This is a genomic window from Amycolatopsis roodepoortensis, from assembly GCF_014873915.1.
GTDB classification, from domain to species: domain Bacteria; phylum Actinomycetota; class Actinomycetes; order Mycobacteriales; family Pseudonocardiaceae; genus Amycolatopsis; species Amycolatopsis roodepoortensis.
Genome location: NZ_JADBEJ010000008.1, coordinates 633,529 through 657,561, shown reverse-complemented (window position 1 = coordinate 657,561; position 24,033 = coordinate 633,529). Strand labels below are relative to the sequence as shown.

22 protein-coding genes and 1 tRNA gene are annotated in these 24,033 nt (G+C 68.2%); 13 read left to right on the top strand and 10 right to left on the bottom strand.

What is annotated here, in order from left to right; all coding sequences use genetic code 11:
• Positions 1-115: 115 nt before the first annotated feature.
• The gene (locus H4W30_RS40825) at positions 116-1,882 is read right to left on the bottom strand and encodes a helicase C-terminal domain-containing protein (RefSeq protein WP_192747601.1); all 1,767 of its coding nucleotides are present in this window, start codon (positions 1,880-1,882) and stop codon (positions 116-118) included.
• 544 nt (positions 1,883-2,426) lie between these two features.
• Here H4W30_RS40825 and H4W30_RS40820 point away from each other — a divergent pair.
• From H4W30_RS40820 to H4W30_RS40810, 3 genes are all read left to right on the top strand, one after another.
• Positions 2,427-2,759 carry a hypothetical protein gene (locus tag H4W30_RS40820; protein WP_192747600.1) on the top strand — a complete coding sequence of 111 codons (333 nt, stop codon included), beginning with the start codon at positions 2,427-2,429 and terminating at the stop codon, positions 2,757-2,759.
• A gap of 10 nt (positions 2,760-2,769) precedes the next feature.
• Entirely contained in the window at positions 2,770-3,714 is a 945-nt protein-coding gene (locus tag H4W30_RS40815; RefSeq protein WP_192747599.1) for a hypothetical protein, read from the top strand.
• A 485-nt stretch (positions 3,715-4,199) separates the two neighbouring features.
• A complete protein-coding gene (locus H4W30_RS40810) occupies positions 4,200-4,970 on the top strand; it encodes an NYN domain-containing protein (RefSeq protein WP_192747598.1) in 771 nt (256 codons plus the stop codon).
• A gap of 194 nt (positions 4,971-5,164) precedes the next feature.
• On the opposite strand, the gene H4W30_RS40805 is transcribed toward H4W30_RS40810, so the two are convergent.
• The gene (locus H4W30_RS40805; RefSeq protein WP_192747597.1) at positions 5,165-6,649 is read right to left on the bottom strand and encodes a pentapeptide repeat-containing protein; all 1,485 of its coding nucleotides are present in this window, start codon (positions 6,647-6,649) and stop codon (positions 5,165-5,167) included.
• Positions 6,650-6,902: 253 nt separating this feature from the next.
• Positions 6,903-6,975: transfer RNA gene (locus tag H4W30_RS40800), tRNA-Lys, on the bottom strand.
• A gap of 99 nt (positions 6,976-7,074) precedes the next feature.
• On the opposite strand from H4W30_RS40800, the gene H4W30_RS40795 reads away from it, so the two are divergent.
• The 3 genes from H4W30_RS40795 (at position 7,075) to H4W30_RS40785 (ending at position 10,078) form a co-directional block, all read left to right on the top strand.
• Positions 7,075-7,614 (top strand): DinB family protein, encoded by a 540-nt coding sequence (locus H4W30_RS40795; protein ID WP_192747596.1) that lies wholly within the window; start codon positions 7,075-7,077, stop codon positions 7,612-7,614.
• A 24-nt stretch (positions 7,615-7,638) separates the two neighbouring features.
• Positions 7,639-9,012 carry a class-II fumarase/aspartase family protein gene (locus H4W30_RS40790; protein WP_192747595.1) on the top strand — a complete coding sequence of 458 codons (1,374 nt, stop codon included), beginning with the start codon at positions 7,639-7,641 and terminating at the stop codon, positions 9,010-9,012.
• 82 nt (positions 9,013-9,094) lie between these two features.
• On the top strand, positions 9,095-10,078 hold the full coding sequence (locus tag H4W30_RS40785) for a hypothetical protein (protein WP_192747594.1): 984 nt from the start codon (positions 9,095-9,097) through the stop codon (positions 10,076-10,078).
• Between the two features lie 3 nt (positions 10,079-10,081).
• Here H4W30_RS40785 and H4W30_RS40780 read toward each other — a convergent pair whose 3' ends face one another.
• A complete protein-coding gene (locus H4W30_RS40780) occupies positions 10,082-10,678 on the bottom strand; it encodes a DUF4383 domain-containing protein (protein ID WP_192747593.1) in 597 nt (198 codons plus the stop codon).
• Positions 10,679-10,810: 132 nt separating this feature from the next.
• Between H4W30_RS40780 and H4W30_RS40775 the strand changes: the two genes are divergently transcribed.
• Positions 10,811-11,710, top strand: coding sequence for a serine hydrolase (locus tag H4W30_RS40775; protein ID WP_192747592.1), 900 nt, complete (start codon positions 10,811-10,813; stop codon positions 11,708-11,710).
• Between the two features lie 45 nt (positions 11,711-11,755).
• Positions 11,756-12,595: an oxygenase MpaB family protein gene (locus H4W30_RS40770; protein WP_192747591.1), complete on the top strand. Its 840-nt coding sequence runs from the start codon at positions 11,756-11,758 to the stop codon at positions 12,593-12,595.
• On the opposite strand, the gene H4W30_RS40765 is transcribed toward H4W30_RS40770, so the two are convergent.
• Both H4W30_RS40765 and H4W30_RS40760 read right to left on the bottom strand, forming a co-directional pair.
• Positions 12,596-13,813 (bottom strand): alpha/beta hydrolase, encoded by a 1,218-nt coding sequence (locus tag H4W30_RS40765; RefSeq protein WP_192747590.1) that lies wholly within the window; start codon positions 13,811-13,813, stop codon positions 12,596-12,598.
• 119 nt (positions 13,814-13,932) lie between these two features.
• Positions 13,933-14,880 carry an alpha/beta hydrolase gene (locus tag H4W30_RS40760; RefSeq protein WP_192747589.1) on the bottom strand — a complete coding sequence of 316 codons (948 nt, stop codon included), beginning with the start codon at positions 14,878-14,880 and terminating at the stop codon, positions 13,933-13,935.
• A 145-nt stretch (positions 14,881-15,025) separates the two neighbouring features.
• Between H4W30_RS40760 and H4W30_RS40755 the strand changes: the two genes are divergently transcribed.
• The 5 genes from H4W30_RS40755 to H4W30_RS40735 all read left to right on the top strand — a co-directional run bounded on the left by H4W30_RS40755 (position 15,026) and on the right by H4W30_RS40735 (position 20,047).
• Positions 15,026-15,493 carry a MarR family winged helix-turn-helix transcriptional regulator gene (locus tag H4W30_RS40755; protein ID WP_125679026.1) on the top strand — a complete coding sequence of 156 codons (468 nt, stop codon included), beginning with the start codon at positions 15,026-15,028 and terminating at the stop codon, positions 15,491-15,493.
• 33 nt (positions 15,494-15,526) lie between these two features.
• Positions 15,527-16,369, top strand: coding sequence for an SAM-dependent methyltransferase (locus tag H4W30_RS40750; protein ID WP_192748008.1), 843 nt, complete (start codon positions 15,527-15,529; stop codon positions 16,367-16,369).
• A 111-nt stretch (positions 16,370-16,480) separates the two neighbouring features.
• Positions 16,481-17,017: a PadR family transcriptional regulator gene (locus tag H4W30_RS40745; protein WP_192747588.1), complete on the top strand. Its 537-nt coding sequence runs from the start codon at positions 16,481-16,483 to the stop codon at positions 17,015-17,017.
• Between the two features lie 10 nt (positions 17,018-17,027).
• Positions 17,028-19,046 (top strand): NADPH-dependent 2,4-dienoyl-CoA reductase, encoded by a 2,019-nt coding sequence (locus H4W30_RS40740; protein WP_192747587.1) that lies wholly within the window; start codon positions 17,028-17,030, stop codon positions 19,044-19,046.
• A 23-nt stretch (positions 19,047-19,069) separates the two neighbouring features.
• Positions 19,070-20,047: a prephenate dehydrogenase gene (locus H4W30_RS40735; protein WP_225950818.1), complete on the top strand. Its 978-nt coding sequence runs from the start codon at positions 19,070-19,072 to the stop codon at positions 20,045-20,047.
• A 69-nt stretch (positions 20,048-20,116) separates the two neighbouring features.
• Here H4W30_RS40735 and H4W30_RS40730 read toward each other — a convergent pair whose 3' ends face one another.
• The 4 genes from H4W30_RS40730 to H4W30_RS40715 all read right to left on the bottom strand — a co-directional run bounded on the left by H4W30_RS40730 (position 20,117) and on the right by H4W30_RS40715 (position 23,965).
• Positions 20,117-20,356 carry an antitoxin gene (locus H4W30_RS40730; RefSeq protein ID WP_192747586.1) on the bottom strand — a complete coding sequence of 80 codons (240 nt, stop codon included), beginning with the start codon at positions 20,354-20,356 and terminating at the stop codon, positions 20,117-20,119.
• A gap of 61 nt (positions 20,357-20,417) precedes the next feature.
• Entirely contained in the window at positions 20,418-21,350 is a 933-nt protein-coding gene (locus tag H4W30_RS40725; RefSeq protein ID WP_192747585.1) for a TauD/TfdA dioxygenase family protein, read from the bottom strand.
• A 235-nt stretch (positions 21,351-21,585) separates the two neighbouring features.
• The gene (locus H4W30_RS40720; protein ID WP_192747584.1) at positions 21,586-21,924 is read right to left on the bottom strand and encodes a hypothetical protein; all 339 of its coding nucleotides are present in this window, start codon (positions 21,922-21,924) and stop codon (positions 21,586-21,588) included.
• 76 nt (positions 21,925-22,000) lie between these two features.
• On the bottom strand, positions 22,001-23,965 hold the full coding sequence (locus H4W30_RS40715; RefSeq protein ID WP_192747583.1) for an FUSC family protein: 1,965 nt from the start codon (positions 23,963-23,965) through the stop codon (positions 22,001-22,003).
• Positions 23,966-24,033: the final 68 nt, after the last annotated feature.

Genomic DNA, 24,033 nt, shown 5'->3' with positions numbered 1-24,033 from the left:
CGAGAGGACGTGAGGATAAGCTGAGTATTGGCCAGCACCGTAGCCAGCCCCACCGCGCATGATCGTTGCCCGCGTCCTGAGGCAACAGACAGAGGTCGCAGACGGGCCGCGTTGTCTAAGCGTTGCTGCTCGGCAACAGGTCGCCTGGGCCACGGTAGATAAGTCGAATCCCGGAACCAACATCGTGACGACGCGCGCGCAAGATGCCTAGTCGCCCTTGATCGAGGAGAACGGTTGCCTCGCCGAGCGCGTCGAAGCCTGTGGACCAAATTCTGATCTTGCCTGGAGCGGCATCCGTCACACGGAGCCAAGTGCCGGGATCCGGCGTCGTGCCGTACCAAGTAACATTCTGCACATCCTCATCCTCACGACGCCACCGACGCGAACGACGTGTCCGTAAGGGGTTAGTAAATGCTTCCCACGCAGAGCGTGATTCGGGTGTAGGCCAGTCTTGATCAAGTGCCAGGATGGGATCGAGGTCGGCGATCCACTGGCGCATGCTGGCGGCTGAGTCGAAGGTGGCGTCAGTTTCTGTGACGGCTGTGATGGCGGCGAGGCGGTGGTCGAAGCCGGAGCGTATGAGGATCGAGGCTTGCTGGCTGCAGGTTCCTGTCTCGATTGCGGCCACCGCCGAGCCTGACAGGAGTTCTGTGTCGATGTTGTTCTGAGCGGTTTCGTAGAGCCTGGCGGCTTCCATCCCCCAGACCAGGCGGTACACGACGTCGGCCTCAATGAACCGGGCTACCTCGACACGCTCGCCGGGGATGGCGCCTAGTGCCGATCCTTGTATCCAGTCCTTCAGTACGTCGCGCCAGTTGACCAGCCTCGTTTCAGGCTGGAAGACCTGCATGTCGAACACGGTCTCCGCGATTGCCACGAGCATGCTGGCAGCCAGCTCGTGATCGTCTTCGAGAAGGGCTGTCTCAGCCTCGACTGCTTGGGCGACGATCTCTCCGGATACCCTGGAAAGCTCGGAGCCAGCGACGGCGCCCAATCCAGCCAGGTACCAGCCGCGACGCTGAGAGGGAGTGGACGCCCGCCATAGGTGCCGCGTCCGGCTGTAAACGAGCTCGCGCAAGGCCGGTTCCAGGTCTTCTTGGCGTCTGAGTTGACGTTCCCACAACGAGTCGCGGAGCGCATCGGCGATGATCTGGGTGGCGGCGTCACCGGCGATGGCTTGGTCGCCGTCCCCGACGATGCTCAGGATTCCGATGTCAAGCAATGCGAGGTTTGACCGCCAGCTTTCGGCTGCCGCGGCACCCCGCTCACTGGGCTCTTGAGCTACGACAGGGAGCGACCAGTCCAGCCCGCCGGTGAGATAGGTCAGTAAGGAGTCGACGGAAGCGTGTCCCTGCGAGTCGATCATCCTTTGCAGAAGAGCGACACCGATTTCGATCAACCCGGACCGCAGAGTCTTACCACTGTCCTCTTGTGTCAGGCTGCGCCAGTCGCGGCTCCGCGTCGGGATTTTGTCGAATGTCGGGTAGAGGACAAGACCCTCTGTGTCAACGAAGGCTCGACCGGCACGGCCAATGACGTTGGCGAACTCAGAGCCGGAGAGCAGGTCCCTGCCGCGGCGTAGCCCGTGGAAAAGCACCGCAGAAGCTGACAGGTTCAAGCCCTGGGCGAGGGTCGGTGAGGCGATCGTCACCTTCAGTATCCCTTGTTGCAGGAGCCGCTCGATCTCTCGCCGGAAAGGACCAGGCAGTGCTCCGTGATGGATGGCTACGCCGAGCTGAAGGCACTGCAGGATGGGATGGTCGGCGCCGAACCACTCAGTCCCCACGGCCAGCGCGTCGCTCAGATCGACGCCCGATGGCAGCACTGATACCACCAGGCCTCGTTTGTAAAGATCGACGATCTTGCGGGCGTAGGGCTCCACGAAGTTCCGCTGAGGACAGAAGACCAGAACTGTCTGACCTTCCTCGACCAGGCGCCACCCAGTGGCGATGACGTGTTCGCGCTGGTCCGAAGGAAACAGCTTCCTACGCCTGCCGGCCGGTTTCTTCGCTTCTGGATCTATCACGTCGCCCGTACCGGCACCGCTACCTAGCCACCGATCTCGGGGCGCCGCCTCCTCTCGTGAGGGGGCGGCACACCCCGCCTTCCAGGACACCGACGTTGATGTACGCCTCAACCAGAACACCACCGGACGAACAGGGACGGTGATGGGTCACCGGAGTGCGCGCGCCGCCTCGTCACGACGTCGCCGAGACTCACGTCCGCCATTGGGCCTGAGCGTCCGTTATCAGGCTGGCGCTACCTTGCGCGACCTCGCGGCTGCCTACCACTTGTCCGTCCGGGCCGTGCGCGCCTTTCTGGTCGCGGACGGAGTCCAGATCCGTCGCCCTGGCAGCAGAATCCGAACCTCATCGGTGTCCGCTACTGCGGCAGCGGGCCGACACCCCGTACGAGCGGGAACAGTGGTGTTGACGGCCGTGCACCCGTTGCACACGCCCACCCGCGATTCAGAGCCGCAGCTCGGCGTAGACGCGCTGTTCTGGCCGCCCTTCGACCTCGACTTGCCGCACGAGCCGGACGCCGGACAGCTGGTCGCGGCTGCTACTCCAGGCCAAACATGTGTCGGCGTCACTGCCCCGTACGTCGTGCATCAGGTCGACGAGAAGCCGATACCGACCAAGTTCGGGGAGTACACCGCGGTCCTGACCCGATGCGCACGCATCGGCCTCGTCGACGCTCCGCTGCCGCCGAACGCGCAGCTCTGCGCCGATTGCCACAGTGAACCGACCACGCCGTGAGGGACCAACCGTGCCGAACTCGCTCCCGTACGACCCGACAGACGACGAAGACGCCGAGAACTACATCCGCGAAGCCCTCAACCCATCGCACCGCGGCAGGTGGGAAGCCCTGCTCGCCGACGACCGCATCTCTCAGACCTACCGCGTACTGAAAATCATCGAAGCCCGAACGAGTCACACGGCCACATGCCACCGCGACCAGATCAAGCTCGCCGAGAAACAACACGACGCCGGGCTTATGACCGCTGTCGAGCACGCCAGCCAGTATCGCGAGTTCATCGCCTGGCGTGAACGAGCCAGCCTCTTCAATATCGTCCTGCACCAATACCTCGCCCTGGCCTCCGACCGCCTCCGCCAGGTCCATCGCGACAGCGTCGTGGAGTCCTTACAGCGCTCGCTACTGGCGCTGGCGTTCGCTGTTGACGACCACCGCCAGGCCCATGCCGGCGAGGAATCACTCGCCGACACCGCACTCTGGGCCCGGTTACAGCTCCTCCCTTGGCCCAACTCAGCCAACGCGAGCTACCGGCTCGCTGACGCGGTCGCCGCCGAACGAGGCCGCCGCGGTGCCGCTCGCCATATCAAGAAGGGACTCATAGAGTTCCAAGGCACACCCGTCTCCGGCGAGACCGTGGACGTCGCCGACCTCCTCCTCGAGATCACCGACCACGCCCAGCCGACCTGCGACCGCACCCGACTTGTCGAACTCTGGCATCAGCGAGCCCCGGACCTGCTGCACTCACCCGCCGCAAAAGTCGCAGCAACGAAACACAATGGCCGCTATGTCACCCACCGGCTCCGCACGTCACTCCTCTACCTGGAGCTACAAGGACTCATCACCCGAACGACACACGAGAACAAGCCCGAGATCACGGTCCTAAATCGAGCCGCCCTGATCTCGCTACGCCGACAATGGGACAAAAAGCACTTCCCACTCGGCGACGCCGACTTCTAAGGATCGGAGCCCCGCTCTAGCGCTTACCTCGTCGCACACTTGCGATAGTGGCGGCAGCTGCAGGTCGGCACGCGAGCGCAGCAAAAGACCCGGCAGTGAGGGGGGAGGGGCTGCCGGGCCGCTACCTAGGTCGCCGATGGCTCGGCGGGCGTTACCGCGTTCCGTGGCCTTCCCGCACCTCGCAGAAGACCGCACTCACCGCGATGTAACCCGCCGCCGGGCCCCGACGACGCAACTCCGGAACGGTGGGAATCTTGGGACTGATCCGTCTTGCCGGTCCGCGGGCGAGCGACCAGTGCTCCCGATCCGGTAACCGGCGCAGTGCCGAATTCCTGCGTCGTCGAGTCATGATCATCAACGCAGCGGAAGTCGGCAGAGGCGACGTCGCAGACGAGGTACGACGCTGGTGAAGTGCGTTGCTGCGGGATGATCGACCAAACGTCGGCTGACGCCAGGGTCAGACGACTTACCGAAGGGCTTGATCCATGGCCAGCGAGAACACCATCAGACTCGCGGTACTAATCGACGCAGACAACGCACGACCGTCGATCACTGAAGGACTACTGGCCGAGGTCGCCAAGTACGGCACCGCGCACGTCAAACGCGCCTACGGCGACTGGACCGGCACCAACCTCAAAGGCTGGAAAGACCACCTGCTGGCCCAGTCCATCCAGCCCATCCAGCAATTTGCCTACACCACCGGCAAGAACGCCACCGACGCGGCGATGGTCATCGACGCGATGGACCTCCTGTACTCCGGGCGCTTCGACGGATTCTGCATCGTCTCCAGCGACAGCGACTTCACCAGACTCGCCGCACGACTACGCGAATCCGGCCTCACCGTCTACGGCTTCGGCGAACGCAAAACACCCCAGCCCTTCGTCGCGGCCTGCGACAAGTTCATCTACACCGAGAACCTCACCCACCCTCACAATCCCGCCGCGCCGGCGGAGGCGGACCCCAAGCCCAAACCCGCTACGGCAGTGGCACAGCTGAAGGCCGACCCAGCACTGGTGAACCAGCTGCGCAACGCCGTCGAGGCAGCCTCCGACGACGACGGCTGGGCCGCACTCGCCGCCGTGGGCAGCATCATCACCAAACAACGCCCGGACTTCGACCCACGCAACTACGGCTACCCCAAGCTCAGCGGCCTGATCACCGCCACCACCCTGTTCGAACACGACCGGCGCACCCCCGGCGACGGCAAGCCGGCAGTCATCTACATCCGCGACAAACGACGCCGCCCCACCGAGTAACCCCCACGTCCCGAACGGTGCGTCGTCGGGCCCTATCCGACACCTGGACGAAAGTCGGAACGCGGACACAGACCTCATCGCGTTCCTCGTACCGGGCCGAGACATCGACCTTCCGGACAAAGACGACGTTCTCCGACGCTAGGCCGGTAGCGAACACATCTTCCGCTCACTCTGGTGTGTACTCACGCGCCCTCTCAGGAGTCGGCTTGTCCCACGTCCAATTTCGCGCCACGCAAGTTAGCCCTGGCCAACTTCGCCCCGCTCAGGTCCGCCCCACTCAAGTCTCGTCCACGTAGGTCCGAGCCGCTCAGATCCGCACCCACAAGTTTCGCCTCGCGCAGGTCCGTCTCACGCAAGTCCAGCTCACGCAAGGCTGCCCCGCTCAGGTCCGCACCGCGCAAGTCCGTTTCGCGCAAGTCCGCACCGCTCAGATCCGCACCGCGCAGGTTCACCTCGCGCAGGTCCAACTCGCTCAGGTTCAGCCCGCGCAGGTCCGCACCAGCGAGCTTCGCGCTGGCGAGTTTCGCCCCAGCCAGCTCTGTCTCACGCAAGTCCAGCTCGCTCAGGTCCGCACCGGTCAGGTCCATCCCGCGTAGGTTCAGCCCGCGCAGGTCCGCACCGGCCAATTTCGTCTCACGCAGCAATGTCTCACGCAGGTCCAGCTCGCGCAGGTCCGTCCCGAGCAGCTTCGCCTCGCTCAGGTCTGCACCGCGCAAATCTGCCTGGCGCAGGAGTGCGTGGCTCAGCGTCGCCCCGTACAGGTCCGCCTGACCCAAGTACGCCCCGCGCAGATCCGCCTCGCCCAAGGCCGCCCAGCGCAGCTTCGCCCGCCCCAAGTCCGCCTCCTCCAAGCCGACCTCGCGCAGGTTTGCGCCACTCAGGTCCGCGCCGCTCAAGTTTGCCCCGCTCAAGTCCGCACCGCGTAAGGCAGCTGTGCGGAGGTCCATCCCGCCCAGGTGAGCCCGCTGTAGGCGGATCGTGAGTTCGGGCCAGTGGGCTCGTCCAGACGACGGGCCATGACGGGTGAGGATGTCCAGCGCGGTTTGCCGGGTTTCCTGTTCCTGGGTGCGGACGTCGTTGCGGTCACGGGTTTCCTGATCGGTCTCCGCTGGCAGGGCGTCGTCCGCAGGTTGGAACGGCATGCGCAGGTAGGCACACAGGAGATTCCCGATCACCTCACGCTGCTCGGGAGTGTTCTGGGCAAGGCGTTCCAGCGCGTACAGGCCAGCCAGCCGGACCGCCGCCTTGTCTGAGCCGAGTTGATCGGCCGCCTTCGTGTACAACTCGGTAATCCGCCGCTCAGCCGCGTCGTAACGAGCATCCGCCGCCGTTTGTTGCTGGTGGGCGAGCGTGTTCGCGGCAGTGCGCTCGGCCAGCTCATGCGCCTCGTACTTGGCCAGCAAGTCGAGCTCAGTCGAGCGCTGGCGTCGGATGCCGAGCCACAGCACCAGCACCCCACCCAGGCCAACTCCGAGAGCGCCGCCAGTGCGGATCACCTCGAGCTTCGCACTATCCACTCCGATACCGAGTAACAGCCACACCGCACCTACCGCGACCAGCAACATCACCGGAATCCCTGCGGCGATCACCCAGCCTGGAATCGGCCGCAGCACCGGCCGTCCTCCGGCCGTTGGCGTGGAGGGGGTGCTCGTGGCCGCCGGCCGCGCATCGTCGGTCATGACCTTCATCATCGCGGAGACCCGCGCGACATTGCAGGAATCGGTAGGAGCACTGCAGTGCCCGGCACGCCGAACCACTCCACACGGCGAGGAGAGCACCAGCGCGTGTCGTGAGCCTGTTACAGCTGGCTGGACACGATTCGGCACACCAGAGCAAACGGAGACCAAACGGAGCCCAATCGTGGTCGACACCAAGGCAAACACGAGCCCGAAATGACAACATCCCCGCAGGTCAGCGGGGATGTTGATGTTGTGGGCCGCCTGGGGCTCGAACCCAGAACCTACGGATTAAAAGTCCGCAGCTCTACCAATTGAGCTAACGGCCCGTGCGGCCGAGTCTAGTAGACCGCCGTCGACCACCAGGATGGCGGGGCGGCCGCCGGAGCGCGACCGAATTGTCGGGGGTCTCTGCCAAGGTCGGGGGCATGGACACGATCCCTGACGAGAACTACGCGCCGAACTGGGAAGGCGACCGTCCGGAGCCTCCGCGCGTGGCGAGTGAGCGCGAGATCCTGACGTCCACCCTCGACTGGCATCGCCGCACCTTCGAGCTCAAGTGCCAGGGGCTGACGCCGGAGCAGATGGCGCTGCGGTCGGTGGAGCCGTCGAGCATGTCGCTGCACGGGCTGCTCAGGCACCTCACGGGCGTCGAGCGCTGGTGGTTCCGCCTGCAGTTCGCGGGTGAGGACGTACCGCTGCTCTATTACTCCGACGAGTGGCCCGAGCAGGACTTCGAGGACCTCGGCGGTGACGTCGAGGTCGCGTGGGCCGCGTGGCACGAGGAGTGTGCGCGGTCGCGCGAGATCGTGGCGGCCGCGTCACTCGACGACACGGGCAAGAGCCGCCGTGACGGGGAGCCGTTCTCGTTGCGGTGGCTGCTGACGCATCACATCGCCGAGTACGCGCGCCACGCCGGGCACGCCGACCTGCTGCGCGAGCGCATCGACGGGAGGACAGGCCACTGAAACCTGAAGTGCGATGCTGGGCCGATGAACGCCGATCCCGATTCCGGCCTCCTGTCCCCGGTCCGCGCCGGCACGCCCGCCGAGGCGGCGACGGGTGATCTCGCCTGGGTGCGGGCCCTGTTGGACACGGAGGCGGCGCTCGCCAGGGCCCAGGCCGCCACCGGGCTGATCCCGCGGGCCGCCGCGGAGGCGATCACCGAGGCCGCCGCGTCGGCCGAGATCGACGTGGTCGCGTTGGCGAGGGCGGCTCGTGAGACGGCGAACCCGGTCGTGGGGCTGATCAAGGAGCTGACCGAGGCCGCCGGGACGGAGTACGTCCATCGCGGTTCCACCAGCCAGGACATCTTCGACACCGCGATGATGCTGGTCGCCGCGCGGACGCGGACGCTCCTCGTCGCGGACCTCGAGGCGACGGCGGACGCGCTGGCGAGCCTTGCCCGCGCGCATCGCGACACGCTCATGGCCGGGCGCACCCTCACCGCTCACGCGGTCCCGACCACGTTCGGGCTCAAGGCGGCGGGCTGGCGTCAGCTGACGCTCGACGCGCTCGACAGGCTGAACCGTGTCGTTCTCCCGGTCTCGCTCGGTGGCGCGGCGGGAACGAGGGCCGCGTACGCCGAGTACGCGCGCCTCGCCGACTTGCCCGACGGCTATCCGCAGCGGCTCCAGACGGCCTTCGCCGAGGAGACCGGGCTCGCCGAGACCACGCTCCCCTGGCACACCCTCCGCACCCCGACGGCCGACCTCGCGGCCGCCCTCGCGTTCACGGCCGCCGCGCTCGGGAAGATCGCGGTCGACGTCCAGTTCCTGACGCGCACCGAGGTCGGGGAGGTCACCGAGCCGGCGGGTGAGGGCCGTGGCGGTTCTTCGGCGATGCCGCACAAGCGCAATCCGGTGCTCGCGACGCTGATCCGGTCGGCCGCGCTCCAGGTCCCGGTGCTGGCCACGGGCGTCACCCAGGCCGCGCTCTCCGAGGACGAACGGTCCGCGGGCGCGTGGCACGCCGAGTGGCAGCTGCTGCGCGAATGCCTGCGCCTGACCGGCGGCGCCGCGCATACGGCGGCCGAGCTCGCCCGCGGCCTGGTGGTGCACGACGAGCGCATGCGCGAGAACCTCGGCCTCACGCACGGCCAGATCGTCTCCGAGCGCCTGTCGACCGTCCTCGCCCCGCTGCTCGGCAAGGCGCGAGCCAAGGAGGCGCTGGGACGCGCGTCCAAGCTCGCGCTGGAGCAGGACAAGCCGCTCGGCGAGGTTCTTTCCGGTCTGCCGGAGATAACCGGAGTCCTCCCCGCGGATTCCCTCGCCGAGCTGCTGGATCCGGCGAACTACACCGGGTCGGCCGGGGCGCTCGTCGACGCCGCGCTGGACGCCCGCGAAGAAAATCCGAAAACTCCTTGAACCGGTCCCGCGCCGGCTCCGTGTAGGGGGTACAAGCTCACCGCGCCAAGCCGCGGAACCCCTACGAACAAGGAGAAATCCCATGCTTCGCAAGCGTTTCGTCGTCGCAGCGGCGTCCGCGGCCGTGGGCCTGGTGGCGTTGTCGGCCTGCTCGGGCGGCACCGAGACGGCGGCGCCCGCCGTCGCTCCCGCCGCCGCGGTGGCCGGGGCGGGAGGAAACGCCCCCGCGGCCAAGGGCGAGACCAAGGTGGCCGTGGCCGACGCCGGCGACCTCGGCCAGGTGCTCGTCGACAAGGACGGGTTCACGTTGTACCGCTTCGACAAGGACAGTGCGAAGCCGCCGAAGTCCAATTGCGACGGTGACTGTGCGAAGACCTGGCCGCCCGTGCTCGCCGAGGGCGAGGTCCAGATCGAAGGTGTGGATCAGGCGCTGGTCGGCGAAGTGACCCGCGCCGACGGTCGCAAGCAGGTCACCGTCGGCGGATGGGCGCTTTACCGCTACGCCAAGGACGCCAAGGCGGGCGAGACCAAGGGGCAGGGCGTCGGCAGCACTTGGTACGCCGCGAACGCCAAGGGCGGCAAGGCGGGCCAGGCCGCGAAGGAGGAGGCTCCGGCCGAACAGAAGGACGGCGCGGCGAAGCTGGTCGCGACCAACGTCGACGGCATCGGACCGGCCATTGTGGACCAGGAGGGCTTCACCCTCTACATGTTCACCAAGGACAAGAAGAACAAGCAGCCGACCTGCAACGGTGACTGCGCGAAGACCTGGCCGCCGGTGCTCGCCGATGGCGACGTCCAGCTCGAAGGAATCGACCCCAAGCTGCTCGGCAAGGTGAAGCGCGCGGACGGCACCACGCAGGTCACCGTCGGCGGCTGGGCCGTCTACCGCTACGCCAAGGACGCGAACGCCGGCGAGGCGAACGGGCACGGCGTGGGCGGCACCTGGTTCGTCATCGAGCCCGCGGGCTGCAAGAGCACCGCGCCGGTGAAGAACAAGGCAGCCCAGAGCGGGAACGCTGCCCCCAAAAAGGAGGAAGGCGCTCCCGCCCAGGACTACGGCTACTGAGACCTAGTGGGCCAGGCCCGGCGGTCGCTCGTCACGAGCGACGGTCGGGCCTTTCTCATGCTTCGCCCGTCGCGAGCCGTCCGGAAGGGGCTCGACGACGGTGGCGCTGTCGGCCCGGTCCGTCACCACGGTCTCGTCTTCGTCCTCCGGCAGCAGCACCTTGTGCCGCGCGGGCAGGAACGCGATCAGCAGCCCGAGGGCGGCGAGGCCGAGGTGCAGCCAGTTGTCGGTCGAGTTGAGGTTGAACGGGTTGCCCGCCTCTGACACCGGATTCGTCGAAACGGTGCCGGCGATCATCAGACCCCAGACGAACAGCGCCCCGAAGGCGACGAACGTCAGGAGACCGAAGACCCGGGACCGCCCCGAGCCGAAGGTCAGCAGCAGACCGATCGCGCCCAGCAGGACGAACCCGAGGTTGTAGAGGGGGTTCACCGAGAATCCGAGCACCGTCGCGTCGCTGCGCCCGGCGAAATCGGCGAACCCGGTCCTGGTGAAGCCCACTATCCCGAACACCAGGAAGGCCAGGCTCGACAGCCCGGCGAGAACCTGCGCGGGCTGGACGCCCGCGGTCCGGATACGAGCGCGTTGTGCACGTGCCATTGCTCCGCCTCCCAGAGTTGGCGACCTGAATTCAGGCTTGGCAGCCGGATACCCAGGGGCCCTCGCGGGCAAACCGAAGCGGCCGAACGGCCTAGCCGTGAACACGATCGGGTGATCCGGTCAACAGGTCGTGTGGGCAAGGTGAGCGGAGTCTTTCTCCTGGTGGGGTTGTGCCTGGGAGCCATCCTCGCGATGGCGCTGATTCCGCGATCGCGGCCCGGCCCGGCGGCGGTCGCGGCCGCCGCCTCGACCGACACGGTGATTTCCGTCGAAGCCGAACCGGACCCGGTCGAACCCTCGCCCCCGCCCTCCTCCTCGGCGGCACCGGGCCCACCACCGAAGTCCGTGGACACCGAGGCGCTCGCGGATCTCGTCCCCGGCGGGCAGGTGAGCGTGGTCGTCTACGACCGCGTCGCCAAGAAGACCACGGTCTCTCTCAAGTCGGAACGCGCTTACACCTCGGCTTCGCTGGTGAAACTCCTCATCGCACTGGAAGCGCTTCAAGCGGGCACGCCGGCGAGCACCGTGCAGCGGATGCTGTCGGTCAGCGACGACGACATCGCCAGCAGACTGTGGACGGCCCTCGGCGGACCGGCCATCGTCACCCGATGGGCAGGCAAGATCGGCCTCGGCGGGACACGGCCGCCTGAAGACCCGGGCCGCTGGGGTGACACCCGGACCACCGCCGCGGACGTCGCGAAGATCTACCGCTATCTGCTGGACAGGGCGGGTGCGGGGACACGGACGACGATCATGCGGGCGTTGAGCGGCGCGACGGAGAACGGATCCGACGGTGTCCGGCAGTACTTCGGCATCCCCGACGCCGTCGGTTCCCTTCGCTGGTCGATCAAGCAGGGTTGGGCCTGCTGCCGCGGCTCCCGGATCCTGCACAGCTCCGGCACCGTCGGCGAAGACGACCGCCACATCGTCGTCGTCCTGACCTCCCAACCAGTGTCGACCACCTACACCGGCGCCGGCAAACAGGTGTCCGAGGTGGTGAGAGGCCTTCTCCCAGCTATTGACGGCCTGTAAACAAGATGGGACAGTGGCCGCACGCCGCTCTCCCGGGAGGTCGTCATGAGCACCGAAGCCCGCCTGCCCGCCGTGACCGCGCTCGGCCCGGATTCCGTCGCCTGGCGAGTGGTCGGCGACCGGAGACTGCTGCTCGGCGCGGGGACGGCGTTGCTGCTGCAGGTGGCGCATCCGGTGGTCGGCGCCGGTGTCCACGACCATTCGAACTACACCGAAGACCCGTGGGGCCGACTCGACCGGACCATCGATTCCTTGCTGTGCCAGGTTTTCGGCGGCCGGGAAGCGGTCGCCGAGGCCGAGCGGCTCCGTGAGCTGCACAAGGCGATCAAGGGCGTCGACCACCACGGCGAGCGCTATCACGCGCTGAACCCCGAGGCCTACTGGTGGGTGCACGGATCGACGTTCTGGACAACGGTCCGCATGCAGGAAGTGTTCATACATCCCTTGTCCCACGCCGAAAAGCGTCGCTTCTACGCGGAATGGCGACGGCTCGGCCTGCTGCTCGGCCTTCGCGAGCACCACATGCCCGAGGATCTCGAAGGATTCGAGGCCTACTTCGACGACGTCGTCGCGAACCGGCTCGAGGACAACCACACCGTCCGGGAACTGCTCCACTCGATCACCATGCGGGACACGCCACCACCGCCGTGGTGGTTCCTGCCGGAGGCCTTGTGGCGTCCCGTCCGGCCGGCGGGCGGGAACGTGCTGACCCTGTGCGCGATCGGCTTGCTCCCCGCGGCGCTGCGCGACCGCTTGAGTCTCAAGTGGACAGACGCGGGCGAGCGGCGGCTCCGGCGTCTCGGCGCGGTCACGAGGGCGGCCGGGAAGCGTGTTCCCGACCGGCTTCGGTTGTACCCCAAGGCTTACCGCGCCAAGCGCGGATAGCTACTCGACGACGTCGACCAGCGCGCCCTTGGCACCGGTGTTCGGCAGCGGCCACGGTTTGACCCCGCCGTTGGTGACGATCTTCTTGTCCTGCGGCGCGGACGGCGGCAAGGTCCGCGCGCCGATCCACGCCAGCACGTCGGGGATCTGCGTCTTGAAGGTGTTCATGTTGTGGCCGGCGTCCGGGATCCGCCACGACGAGAGCGTCGCCGGCGCGCGGACGGCCGCCTGGAGCTGATCGAGCGAGGAACTCTCGAAACCTTCCTTGTCCCCCGCGATCGCCAGGATGTCCACCGGCGAGGGATGCTTCTGCAGGTTCAGCGTGACCTTGTTGGCGTCGATGATGTCCTGCCTGCCCTTGAACAGGTTCTCCGTCTCCGCGTCCACCGAAGCCTCCGCGTAGCCGCTGACACTCGCCGCCTGGCCGTACCACTGCGGATGCCGGGTCACGAGGTTCATCGCGCAGTACCCGCCCGAGGACCAGCCCGCCATCGTCCACGCCTTCCGCTGCGGATTGGCGCCGAGTTTCTCGATCGCCCAGTCGCGGATGTCGGCGGTCAGGTAGGTGTCGTTGGCCGACCCGCCGACCTCGTCGACACACTGGGTGTCGTGGCCGATCTTCGGCTTCCCGGTCGGATCCGGGATGATCACCAGCGACGGTGGGAGCACGTTCTTCGCGATGGCCGCGTCGAGTTGCGCGGGCAGGCCGTACGGACCGGTGACCACTTCGGGCCCGGACGGATAGTTCGGGATCCATTCGATGACAGGGAACTTGAAGCCCTGGTACGCGGAACCGTAGTACTGGGGCGGGAAATACACCGAGACGTCACGCGTCAGGCCGGTGCGCTTGCCGGTCACCGTCATGTACACGACGGAACCCTTGCCCTCCTTGGCACGCGTCGCCCCGCCGGCGCCCAGTTTGTCCAGGTCCGCGCCGTTCTGGCCGCCGACGGCGTCGACGCCCTGCCCCGAGTACACGCCGGTGCCGAACAGGGCGCCGACCGTCGGGAAGAAACCGCCGATGATGTTCCCGCCCATTCCGGTGCTGATCACGATCAGCACCACCGCGACGAGGATCGTGCCGCTGCGGCCGAGAAGCTTGCGGCGCCAGCGTTCCCAGAAGAACGGCACGGCGATGATCGCGAGCAGGGCCAGCACCACGACGATGACGAGGTTCAGGGTCGAATCCAGCCGGATGGCGCTCAGGCCCAGTCCCATGGCGATCGTCCCTCCCGGCGGCGGCACGCCCCCGCGCCGCACTTCCCACATCCGGATCAAGAGACGTGCGGCCACCGGAAAGTGTTGTCCGGGGTGACACGGGTCACCCCGGACGGACCTCAGCCTTCGAGCGCCTTGCGCAGCACGCCGATCGCCTGCGAGATCGCGGCTTCCGCGGCGTACGTTCCGCGCAACGTGTTGAGCATGACGAAGTCGTGCACGATGCCCTGGTACCGCACGGCGGTCACCGGAACCCCGGCCTGACGCAGCTTGGCGGCGTACGCCTCGCCTTCGTCGCGCAGGACGTCGGCCTCGGCGGTGATCACCAGCGCGGGCGGCAGGCCCGCCAGCTCGTCGAGGCTCGCGCGCAGCGGCGACGCGGTGATTTCCGCGCGCTGCGCCGGATCGGTCGTGTACTGGTCCCAGAACCACTTCATGCCGTCGAGGGCGAGGAAGTAGCCCTCCGCGAACCGGCCGTAGGACTCGGTGTCGAAGTTCGCGTCGGTGACCGGATAGAAGAGCACCTGCTGCCGGAAGGTGACGTCGCCGCGCTGCTTCGCGAGCAGGGTGAGCGCGGCGGTCATGTTCCCGCCGACGGAGTCTCCGGCGATCGCGATCTTCGTGCCGTCGAGACCGTGTTCGGCGCCGTGCTCGGCGACCCACTTCGCCACGGCGTAGTTCTGCTCGATGGCGACCGGGTAGCGCGCCTCGGGCGAGCGGTCGTATTCGGGGAAGACGACGGCCGCGCCCGCGCCGACCGCGAGCTCGCGGACCAGGCGCTCGTGGGTGTGGAAGTTCCCGAAGACCCAGCCGGCGCCGTGGATGTAGACGATCACGGGCAGCGGCCCGGTCACCCCCTGCGGCCGGACGATGCGGACCTCGACGCCGTCGACGTGCGTGGTCTCGACGTCCGCGGCGGGCAGTTCGACGTCGCCGCCCTGGACCTCGTCGACGGCCTTGCGTCCTTCCTCCGGCGGCAGCTGGAAGAGGAACGGCGGGGTGGCGGTGGCCTCGACGAAGGCCTGCGCGGCCGGTTCGAGGGCCAGGTTGTGCGGGTTGGCGGTCATTTCTGCCTCCTGGGTTCCGAAGTCGATGCGACCAAGGTAGCTCGCAACTCAATTGTGCACAACTAAAATGCACTCAAGGAGATTTGGCTCACTCGACTGGCGATCTGCGGCATGATCGACGCACCATGGGGGACGAGGAGGACCGATGCCCACGGACAACACCGGATCGCTGTGCCTGGACGATCAGCTGTGCTTCGGGCTCTACGCGGCATCGCGGGCCGTGACCGCGCTTTATCGCGTGGTACTCGACGATCTGGGCCTGACCTATCCGCAGTACCTGGTGATGCTCGCGCTCTGGGAAGAGGACGAGCGGCTGGTCAAGGAGCTCGGCACCGTGCTGAACCTCGACTCCGGCACGCTGTCGCCGCTGCTCAAGCGGCTGGAGAAGTCCGGGCTGGTCGAGCGTGTCCGCCAAGCCGACGACGAGCGGTCCGTCCGGATCAGCCTGACCGGGGACGGCGCCCGGCTCCGGGAGCGCGCGAGCGGGATCCCGAAGATCATCGGCGACGCGATGGGCCTCGACGCGGCCGGGCTCGCCCGCACCCGCGCGGAGCTCGATCGCTTGACCGAATCCGTGAACGCCTACCGCGAGGCCTACGTCCCGGCCGGTTAGCATGGGATTTCCGGCGCGGACAAAGGGATAATGATGATCGATCACGACGCGGCGCTCAAGGCCGTCGAGAACAGCTTGGACCGGCCGTCCGCGGCCCGCGTCTACGACTACTTCATCGGCGGCGACACCCACTACGCCATCGATCGCGAATTCGCCGAGAAGGTGCGCGAGCGCCTGCCGCTCATGGGCGACTACTGCAAGACCAGCAGGCAGTTCCTCGGCCGGGCCGTGCGGCACTGCGCGGAACTGGGCATCAAGCAGTTCGTCGACATCGGTTCCGGCCTGCCGACCGCCGGCAACGTGCACGAGGTCGCCGACGAGGCGCGGCCGCAGGAGGACACGCACGTCCTCTACATCGACAACGAGCCGATCGCGCTCGCGCATTCGACGCTGCTGCTCGCCGACACCGCCGACCCGGATCGCCACCACGCGATCGCCGCGGACCTGTTCGACCCCCAGGACCTGTGGGACCGGGTGATGGACTCCGGCATCATCGACGTCCGGGAGCCGGTCGCGCTGGTGGTCAACGCGGTCATGCACTTCATCAAGGACGAGCAGGACCCCGACGGGCTGCTGGACTTCTACCGCGACCGGCTCGCCCCTGGTTCGCTGCTGGTGCTTTCGCAGATGACCAACGAGAACCCGGCCAACGAGGACGAGAAGCAGGCGCTTCTGGACATCCTCGACTACTACGAGACCACGACGAACCCCGGTTTCCTGCGCACGATGGACGAGTTCCGGCGGTTCTTCGGCGGCTGGCCGCTGCTGGAGCCGGGCCTGGTCTACGCGCCGGCGTGGCATCCGGACGAGAAGACGATCTTCGCCGCGGCGCCTTCGGAATCCCGCGTCATCGGGGGTATCGCCCGCAAGCCGTAGCTTTTCCCGTGAAGGCCCCCTTCCCTCGGCTCAGCCGAGGGAAGGGGGCCTTCACGCGCTTGTGACGCGCGTCGCCTTGCCGTGCAACTAGGTGCATATGAAACTAGGTGCATGGCACTGGAGCACGCGATCCTGGTCTCACTGTCCGAGCGGTCCGGCTCGGGCTACGAGCTGACGCGCCGCTTCGAGAAGTCCATCGGGCTGTGGTGGAACGCCACCCACCAGCAGATTTACCGCGTCCTCAAGCGAATGGAGGACGCGGGCTGGGTCGCCGTCGACCACGTCGCGCAGTCCGGGAAACCCGACAAGAAGGTCTACACCGTCGGCGACGCGGGGCGGGCCGAACTCGTCCGCTGGCTCGCCGAACCCGACCCGTCGGCCACCGCCAGGGAGCTGGCCGTGAAGATCCGCGGCGCCACCCTCGGCGATCCGGCCGCCGTCGCCGCCGAGGTCACCCGGCATCGCGACGCGCACGCGGCACAGCTCGACGCGTACCTGCTGATCGAGAAGCGCGACTTCCCCGACCCCAGCGTCCTCAGTGGACAGTCGTTGCACCAGTTCCTCGTGCTGCGCGGAGGAATCCGAACCGAACAGGGCCACGTCGAGTGGCTCGAGGAAGTCCTCCAGGCATTCCACCACGATGCGTAAGGACCTAGCGATGAGCCCGTACCCGAACCTGCTGTCCCCTCTCGATCTCGGCTTCACCACCCTGCGCAACAGGGTGATCATGGGTTCGATGCACACCGGCCTCGAAGACAAGGAAGCGCATTTCCCGCAACTGGCCGAGTACTACGCCGAACGCGCCCGCGGTGGCGTCGGGCTGATCGTCACCGGCGGCTTCGCCCCGAACCGGACCGGCTGGCTCCTGCCGCTGGCCTCGAAACTCTCGACACGCGCGGAAGCCAAGGCGCACAGGCAACTCACCGATCCGGTGCATGAGGCGGGCGGCAAGATCGCGCTGCAGATCCTGCACGCGGGCCGGTACTCCTATCATCCGCTGAGCGTGTCCGCGTCGGGGATCAAGGCACCGATCAACCCCTTCAAACCACGGGCCCTTTCCGGGTACGGCGTGCTGCGCCAGATCCGCGCGTTCGCCGATTGTGCCTTCCTGGCCAAGGAAGCGGGTTACGACGGCGTCGAGATCATGGGTTCGGAGGGCTACTTCATCAACCAGTTCCTCGCCGAACGGACGAACAAGCGCACCGACAAATGGGGCGGCAGCGCGGAAAACCGGCGGCGGATCGCCGTCGAGATCGTGCGCCGCACGCGGGAAGCGGTCGGCGAGGACTTCATCATCGTCTATCGACTGTCCATGTTGGACCTCGTCGAGGGCGGGCAAAGCTGGGAAGACGTCGTCGCGCTGGCCAAGGAGGTCGAAGAGGCGGGCGCGACGATCATCAACACCGGCATCGGCTGGCACGAGGCGCGGGTGCCGACGATCGTGACGTCCGTGCCGCGCGCGGCGTTCACCTGGGTGACCGGCAAGCTCAAACCGCACGTCGGGATCCCGGTGGTCACGTCGAACCGGATCAACATGCCCGAGGTCGCCGAGGAGGCGCTGGCGAGCGGTGACGCGGACCTGGTGTCGATGGCGCGCCCGTTCCTCGCCGACCCGGAATGGATCCGCAAGGCCGAGAGCGGGCGCGAGGACGAGATCAACACCTGCATCGCCTGCAACCAGGCCTGTCTCGACCACGCGTTCAAGCGGAAACTGGTGTCCTGCATGGTGAATCCGCGCGCCGGCCACGAGACCACGCTGACGCTTTCGCCCACCCGCAAGACCAAACGCGTCGCCGTCGTCGGCGCCGGTCCCGCCGGGCTCGCGGCCGCGACCGGCCTCGCCGAACGCGGGCACGCGGTCGAACTGTTCGAAGCCGACGACGAGATCGGCGGCCAGTTCGGGATCGCGCGGAAGATCCCGGGCAAGGAGGAGTTCGCCGAGACCATCCGCTACTACACGCGGCGGCTGGAGGTCACCGGCGTCAAGGTGCGCCTCGGCACGCGCGTGGCCGCCGCCGACCTGGTCGACGCCGGGTTCGACGAGGTCGTGCTGGCCACCGGCGTGACGCCGCGGGTGCCGTCGCTCCCCGGGATCGACCATCCCAAGGTTCTGTCCTATGTGGACGTCGTCCGGCACGGGAAACCGGTGGGCGGCAAGGTCGCCGTGATCGGCGCGGGCGGGATCGGCGTGGACGTCAGCGAGTTCCTGACGCACGCCTCCTCTCCCGCGCTCGATCTGGACGCGTGGATGGCCGAATGGGGTGTCACCGATCCCGAGCGGGCGGCCGGCGGGCTGACCGAGCGGAAGGTCGAGCCGTCACCGCGGCAGGTGTTCCTGCTGCAGCGCAAGAAGTCCGGGATCGGCGCGGGGCTGGGCAAGACCAGCGGCTGGGTGCACCGGGCCGCGCTGAAGGCCAAGCGCGTCGAGCAGCTCACCGGGGTCACCTACGACCGGATCGACGACGACGGCCTGCACATCACCGTCGGTGACAAGCCGCGTGTGCTCGATGTGGACAACGTCGTCGTCTGCGCGGGACAGGAGCCGGTGCGCGACCTCGTCGACGACCTGCGCGCGGCCGGACTGCCGGTGCACCTGATCGGCGGCGCCGACGTCGCGGCCGAACTGGACGCCAAACGGGCCATCGATCAGGGAACCCGCCTGGCCGCCGTTCTCTGACGAGTGGCCTCGTAGATGGCAGGATGAGCCTTGTGCGGGACGTATGCGTGATCGGGCTCGGGTTGATCGGTGGTTCGCTGCTGCGCGCGGCGCATTCGATCGGCCGCACCACGTTCGGGGCGACGACCTCCGAAGCTGACGCGGACGCCGCCAGCAGAGCGGGTTTCGACGTGACGACGCAGGTCGAAGCCGCGCTGGGCAAGGCGGCGGAGCGGGACGCGATGATCGTGCTCGCGGTGCCGCTGCCCGCGGTCGAGGAGGTGCTCCGCACCGTTTCGCGGGTCGCCGGGCACTGCGTGCTCACCGACGTGACCAGCGTGAAGGGGCCGGTGCTCGACTCGGTCCGCCGTCGCGCGCCGTACGCGAAGTTCGTCGGCGGGCATCCGATGGCCGGGACGGCGAACTCCGGCTGGAAGGCGAGCAACCCGGCGCTGTTCGGCGGCGCCGCTTGGGTGCTGGGTGTCGAGCACGACACCGATCTGACCGCTTGGGCGGAGGTCGCCCAGCTGGTGCTGGACGTCGGCGCGCATGTCGTGCCGCTGCCGGCGGACTCGCACGACGAGACGGTCGCGCGGATCTCGCACCTGCCGCATATCTTCGCGGCCATCCTGGCCACGATCGGCGCGCAGGGCGGGCCGCTGGCGATGGCGCTGGCCGCCGGGTCCTACACGGACGGCACGCGGGTGGCCGGGTCGAGCCCGGCGCTGGTGCGGGCGATGACCGAGGGCAACCGGGACGCGCTGCTGCCGATCGTCGACGAGGCGCTCGGACGGCTGGGCGCGGCGCGGGGCTCGCTGGCGTCGACGGGTGGTCTCGCGGTGACGGTCAACGCGGGTCACGAAGGGGCGCAAGCGTTCGCGGCCGCCAAGGACGCGGAACGCGCGGGGGTCCGGGTCAGCCTGAGCGCGCCGGACGCGCGCGACGGCCTGATCGCGCTCGGCGAGCGCGGCGGCCGGATCACGGCGATCGACGGCGACACCGCGATCGGCGAGGTCTCCTGACGCGTTTCGTCCTCTGGATGCGGTCCTTGCGTGCGCAAGTACCGCGTCCAGAGGACGAAATGCGGGCGGTTACTGACCCGGCGGCGGGTTCTGGGGCTGCTGGTTCTGGGGCGGGGTGTCGGGGGTGTCGTCGAACTTGTTGATGAAGCCCTTCGCCTTCTCGACCCCGGAGTCGATCTGCGAGTCGTGACCGGAGAACTTCGACTTCGCGAAGTCCGCCGCCTTGTCCAGGCCGCCCTCGATCTTGTCGTTGTGCTCGCGGAGAGCGTCGGTGGCCTTGTTCTTCAATTCGTCGAAGTTGATGCCCATGGCCACATCGTCACACAGGAACCGGCCGGCCCGCCCCGGCGATCACCCGTCGTGGGGACGCTCAGAACGGCCGGTCGCCCACGATGGCGACGCGTTCGGCCACCCGCGCGTGCGGGTGGTAGTCGTTGACGGCGTAGTGCTGGGTGGCGCGGTTGTCCCAGAACGCCACCGAACCCGGCCGCCAGCGGAAGCGCACCTGGAACTCCGGGATATGCGCCCGGCTGAACAGGTACCGCAGGAGCCGGTCGCTCTCGTCGCGGTCCATGCCGACGATATGCGTCGTGAACGCCTGGTTCACGAAGAGGGTGCGGCGCCCGGTCTCCGGATGCGTGCGGACGACCGGATGCTCGACCGGCGGGAACGCGTCCTGATGGCGCAGCAGCAGTTCCGGCTCGGAGAAGCGGTCGAAGCCGGGGATGAAGTCGTGCACCGCGGTCAACCCGTCGATCCGCTCGCGGACGTCCTCCGGCAGGTTGTCGTAGGCGGCGGCCATGTCTGCCCACATCGTGTCGCCGCCGACCGGCGGGACCTCGATCAGCCGCAGCACCGAGCCGAGCGCGGGCTCTGGCCGGAACGTGACGTCCACGTGCCAGATGTTCTCGAACGCGGGCATGCTCGCCGAGCGGGTGAACCGGGTGGTGTCCTCGGTCTCCCCCTTCGGGATGAACGGGTTCGTCTCCAGTTCACCCCAGTTGGCGGCGAACGCGCGCTGGTGCGCCGAAGTGATGTCCTGGTCGCGGAAGAACAGCACCTTCCACTCCAGCAGCGCGCGGTTCAGTTCGGCGTGGAGCGCGGGCGTCAGCGGGCGGGTGAGGTCGACGCCGCCGATCTCGGCACCGATCAGCCGTCCCAGCGGGCGCAGCGCGAAAAGCTCGTACGGGCGTTCTTCGACACCCTCCGGCAGGCGCCGCAGCAGTCGCGGCCCTTCGAGGATCCCGCCGTCGGGGACGATCGCGGGGCGGAGGCGGACACGGTCGGGCAGCTCTACGGACATGCTGGTCTCCAGGGGTTTCCGAATTCCGGGAAGGACGAAACCGGCCACCTTTCACAGGTGGCCTTCGCGGGAAACACGGCTACGCGGGCGGAGAACCCAAACGTCCACGGCGCAGGAGCAATGCGGCGACGCCTTCACCCGGTGAACGGTGCGGCGCGGACTCCCAAGTGACGGACACGACCCCATGGTGGGCGCGATTTGGCGTGCGGTCAACAGCGTCCATGAGGCGGGACGATCAGCGCCTCCGTTCGGAAGGGAAGCTTCCCGACCACGTGTTCCGCTCCTCGCGCGGGCGCAGCGCCTCGGCCAGCACCCACTGCGAATGCGTCGTGCCGCCCCGGCCGACCGGACCGAGCTGGAAGGTGACCCAGCCGACCCAGTGTCCCGTCGTCGTCGCCCGCCACATCCCCAGCAGGCCGGGGACGACGCCGGTCAGATCCAGGCCGTCGGGCAGGCGGGTCTTCACCGCGCCGACGGGATACACCAGCTTGAGATCGACCCAAACGGGCTGGTTGGGCCGCACCATGTGCAGGTGACGCGGCCCCGGCGGCAGCGTGTCACCAGTGTCGAGCATGCGTCGATTATGCGTGAAAACTCGAACATTAGTTCGAGACGATCCTCACCATCCCCCATCCGGGTGGGATGAGGCCTCAGGCGCGGCGGTGGTACGGCAGGAACCGCCGGACCAGCCGCAGCGGTGCGCGTTCGACGAGGTCGGGGCCGCGCACGGCGTCGAAGGCGGCGCCGATCTGGTCGACGACGCCGGACAGCTGCTCGTTGTCGGGCATCGGCATCTCCGCCGGGTCCCGTTCTTCGCGGACGGCGGCCGCGAGTTCGGTGAGGGCGGCCGTCAGGAGGGCGATGTCGGCGTCGGCCGGGGCGGGGGCACCGCGGCCGAGGGTGACGCCGACCTCGGTGACGGCGTCGGCGACGCGTTCGAGCCCGGCGATCACCGGCCACCAGGCGACGGCCTGCCGTCCGGCGGCGGAGGGTTCGACGACGACCTGCTGGAACGCGGTCCGCAGGTCGGCCAGCGCGCGGTAGGCGCGGCGACGGGCACGAGAACGTTCCAAGCGCGCTTCACCCGATGGCGCGAGCACGAGTCCCTTGTCGACGTACTTCACCAGGCTGTCGAGGCTGTCGGCGAGCCGTCCGCCGACCTGCGGCCGTCGGCTGCCCGGCCAGAGCAGGTAGCCGAAGAGCAGGACGATCGCGCAACCGAGCACGGTGTCGACGAGCCGCGCGAGCACGATGTCCCAGCTTCCGGTGCTGGCGAGGTCCATCTGCAGGATGATCAGCGGGGTCACGAAGGCGCTGAGGATGCCGTAGTTGCGGACCTTGCCGACCGCGACGCCGCCGGCGAACACGGCGATCAGGAGGACCAGCAGCCAGCCTTCGCCGCCCGCGGCGAGGACGGCCGCGCCGATGCCCACCCCGATCACCGTGCCGATGCCGCGCAGCACGGCGCGGCCGAACACCGAGCCGAAGTCGGGTTTGAGGACGATGCCGACGGTGAGCGTGATCCAGTAGGACCGTTCGAACGGCACGAGCAGCGCGACCACTTCGGCGATCGCCACGCACAACGTGAGGCGGAGCGCGGCGAACCAGGTGAGCGGACCGGACACGAGCGAGCCCGCCCAGCCGCGAAGGCGTTTGTGCCACGGCTGGATCTCGCGCCGTTTCCGGTTGTCGCCCTTGCCGATCCGGGCGAGCCCGGCGTAAAGCGCGGCGAGGACCGGGTCGGCGTCTTCGGGCGCTTCGGGCGGCTCGGGCAGGTCCTGGTTCGCGAGTACGGCCGCCGACGTCGCGACGAAGTGGTCGATCACGTCGTCCGGGGCGTGGCGGCCGGCGTTGACCATCGCGACCGATGCCTCGACGGCGGGGGTGCTGGCCGAAAGCAGGTTGAGCAGCTGGCGGTACGTGGCGTCGCGGCCCGACAGCCAGGAGCGCGCGGTGAGCAGCCGGTCGTACGCGGTGTTCATCGCGGTCGTGAGCTGGTGGCGCGCGACGCGGGAGGTGGCCTCGTCGGCCGCGGAGAGCATCGCGGCCAGTTCGACGTAGACGTGCGCGACGGCGCCGCGTTCGGGGCTGGTGGCGCGGAAGGTCCAGGTGGCGAGCGCGACGAGCAGGCTCCAGGCGGCGCCGACGCAGAAAAGGCCGAGGAGGACTTCGACGCGGAGGCCGGTGACGTGCTGGCCGGTGCCGAGGACGCAGAAGACGAACATCTGGAGCCCGGCGACCGACGCGTTGCTGCCCGCCGCGCTGATCAGCGCGGACACCGCCGCGACCCCGACGACGACCGGGATGGACGCGGCCGGGATGCCGCCGGTGATCAGCCCGGCGAAGTAACCGAGACCCGCGGCCGCCGTGGCGCCGCCGAGCCGCCGGGCGCGATAGCGGTACGGACCGGCGGATTCGGAAAGGACGGTGGGCAGGGCGCCGGTGGAGATCAGCGCTCCGACTCCGATGTCGCCGAGCGCGTAGCCGACGGCCAGCGGGACGGCGAGGGCGAGGACGGCGCGGGCGACCATGTTCCAGGGAATGGGAACCGGTGTGCTGCGGAGCAGCTGCACCAGCCAATGTGGTGCGGCGATCTCGCGGCGCGTCGTGCTCACGCCCCTATCTTCACTCATCGGCGGGCGAATCAAGGGCAGAGCCGCTTCCCCTGCGGAGGCTGCCCCTC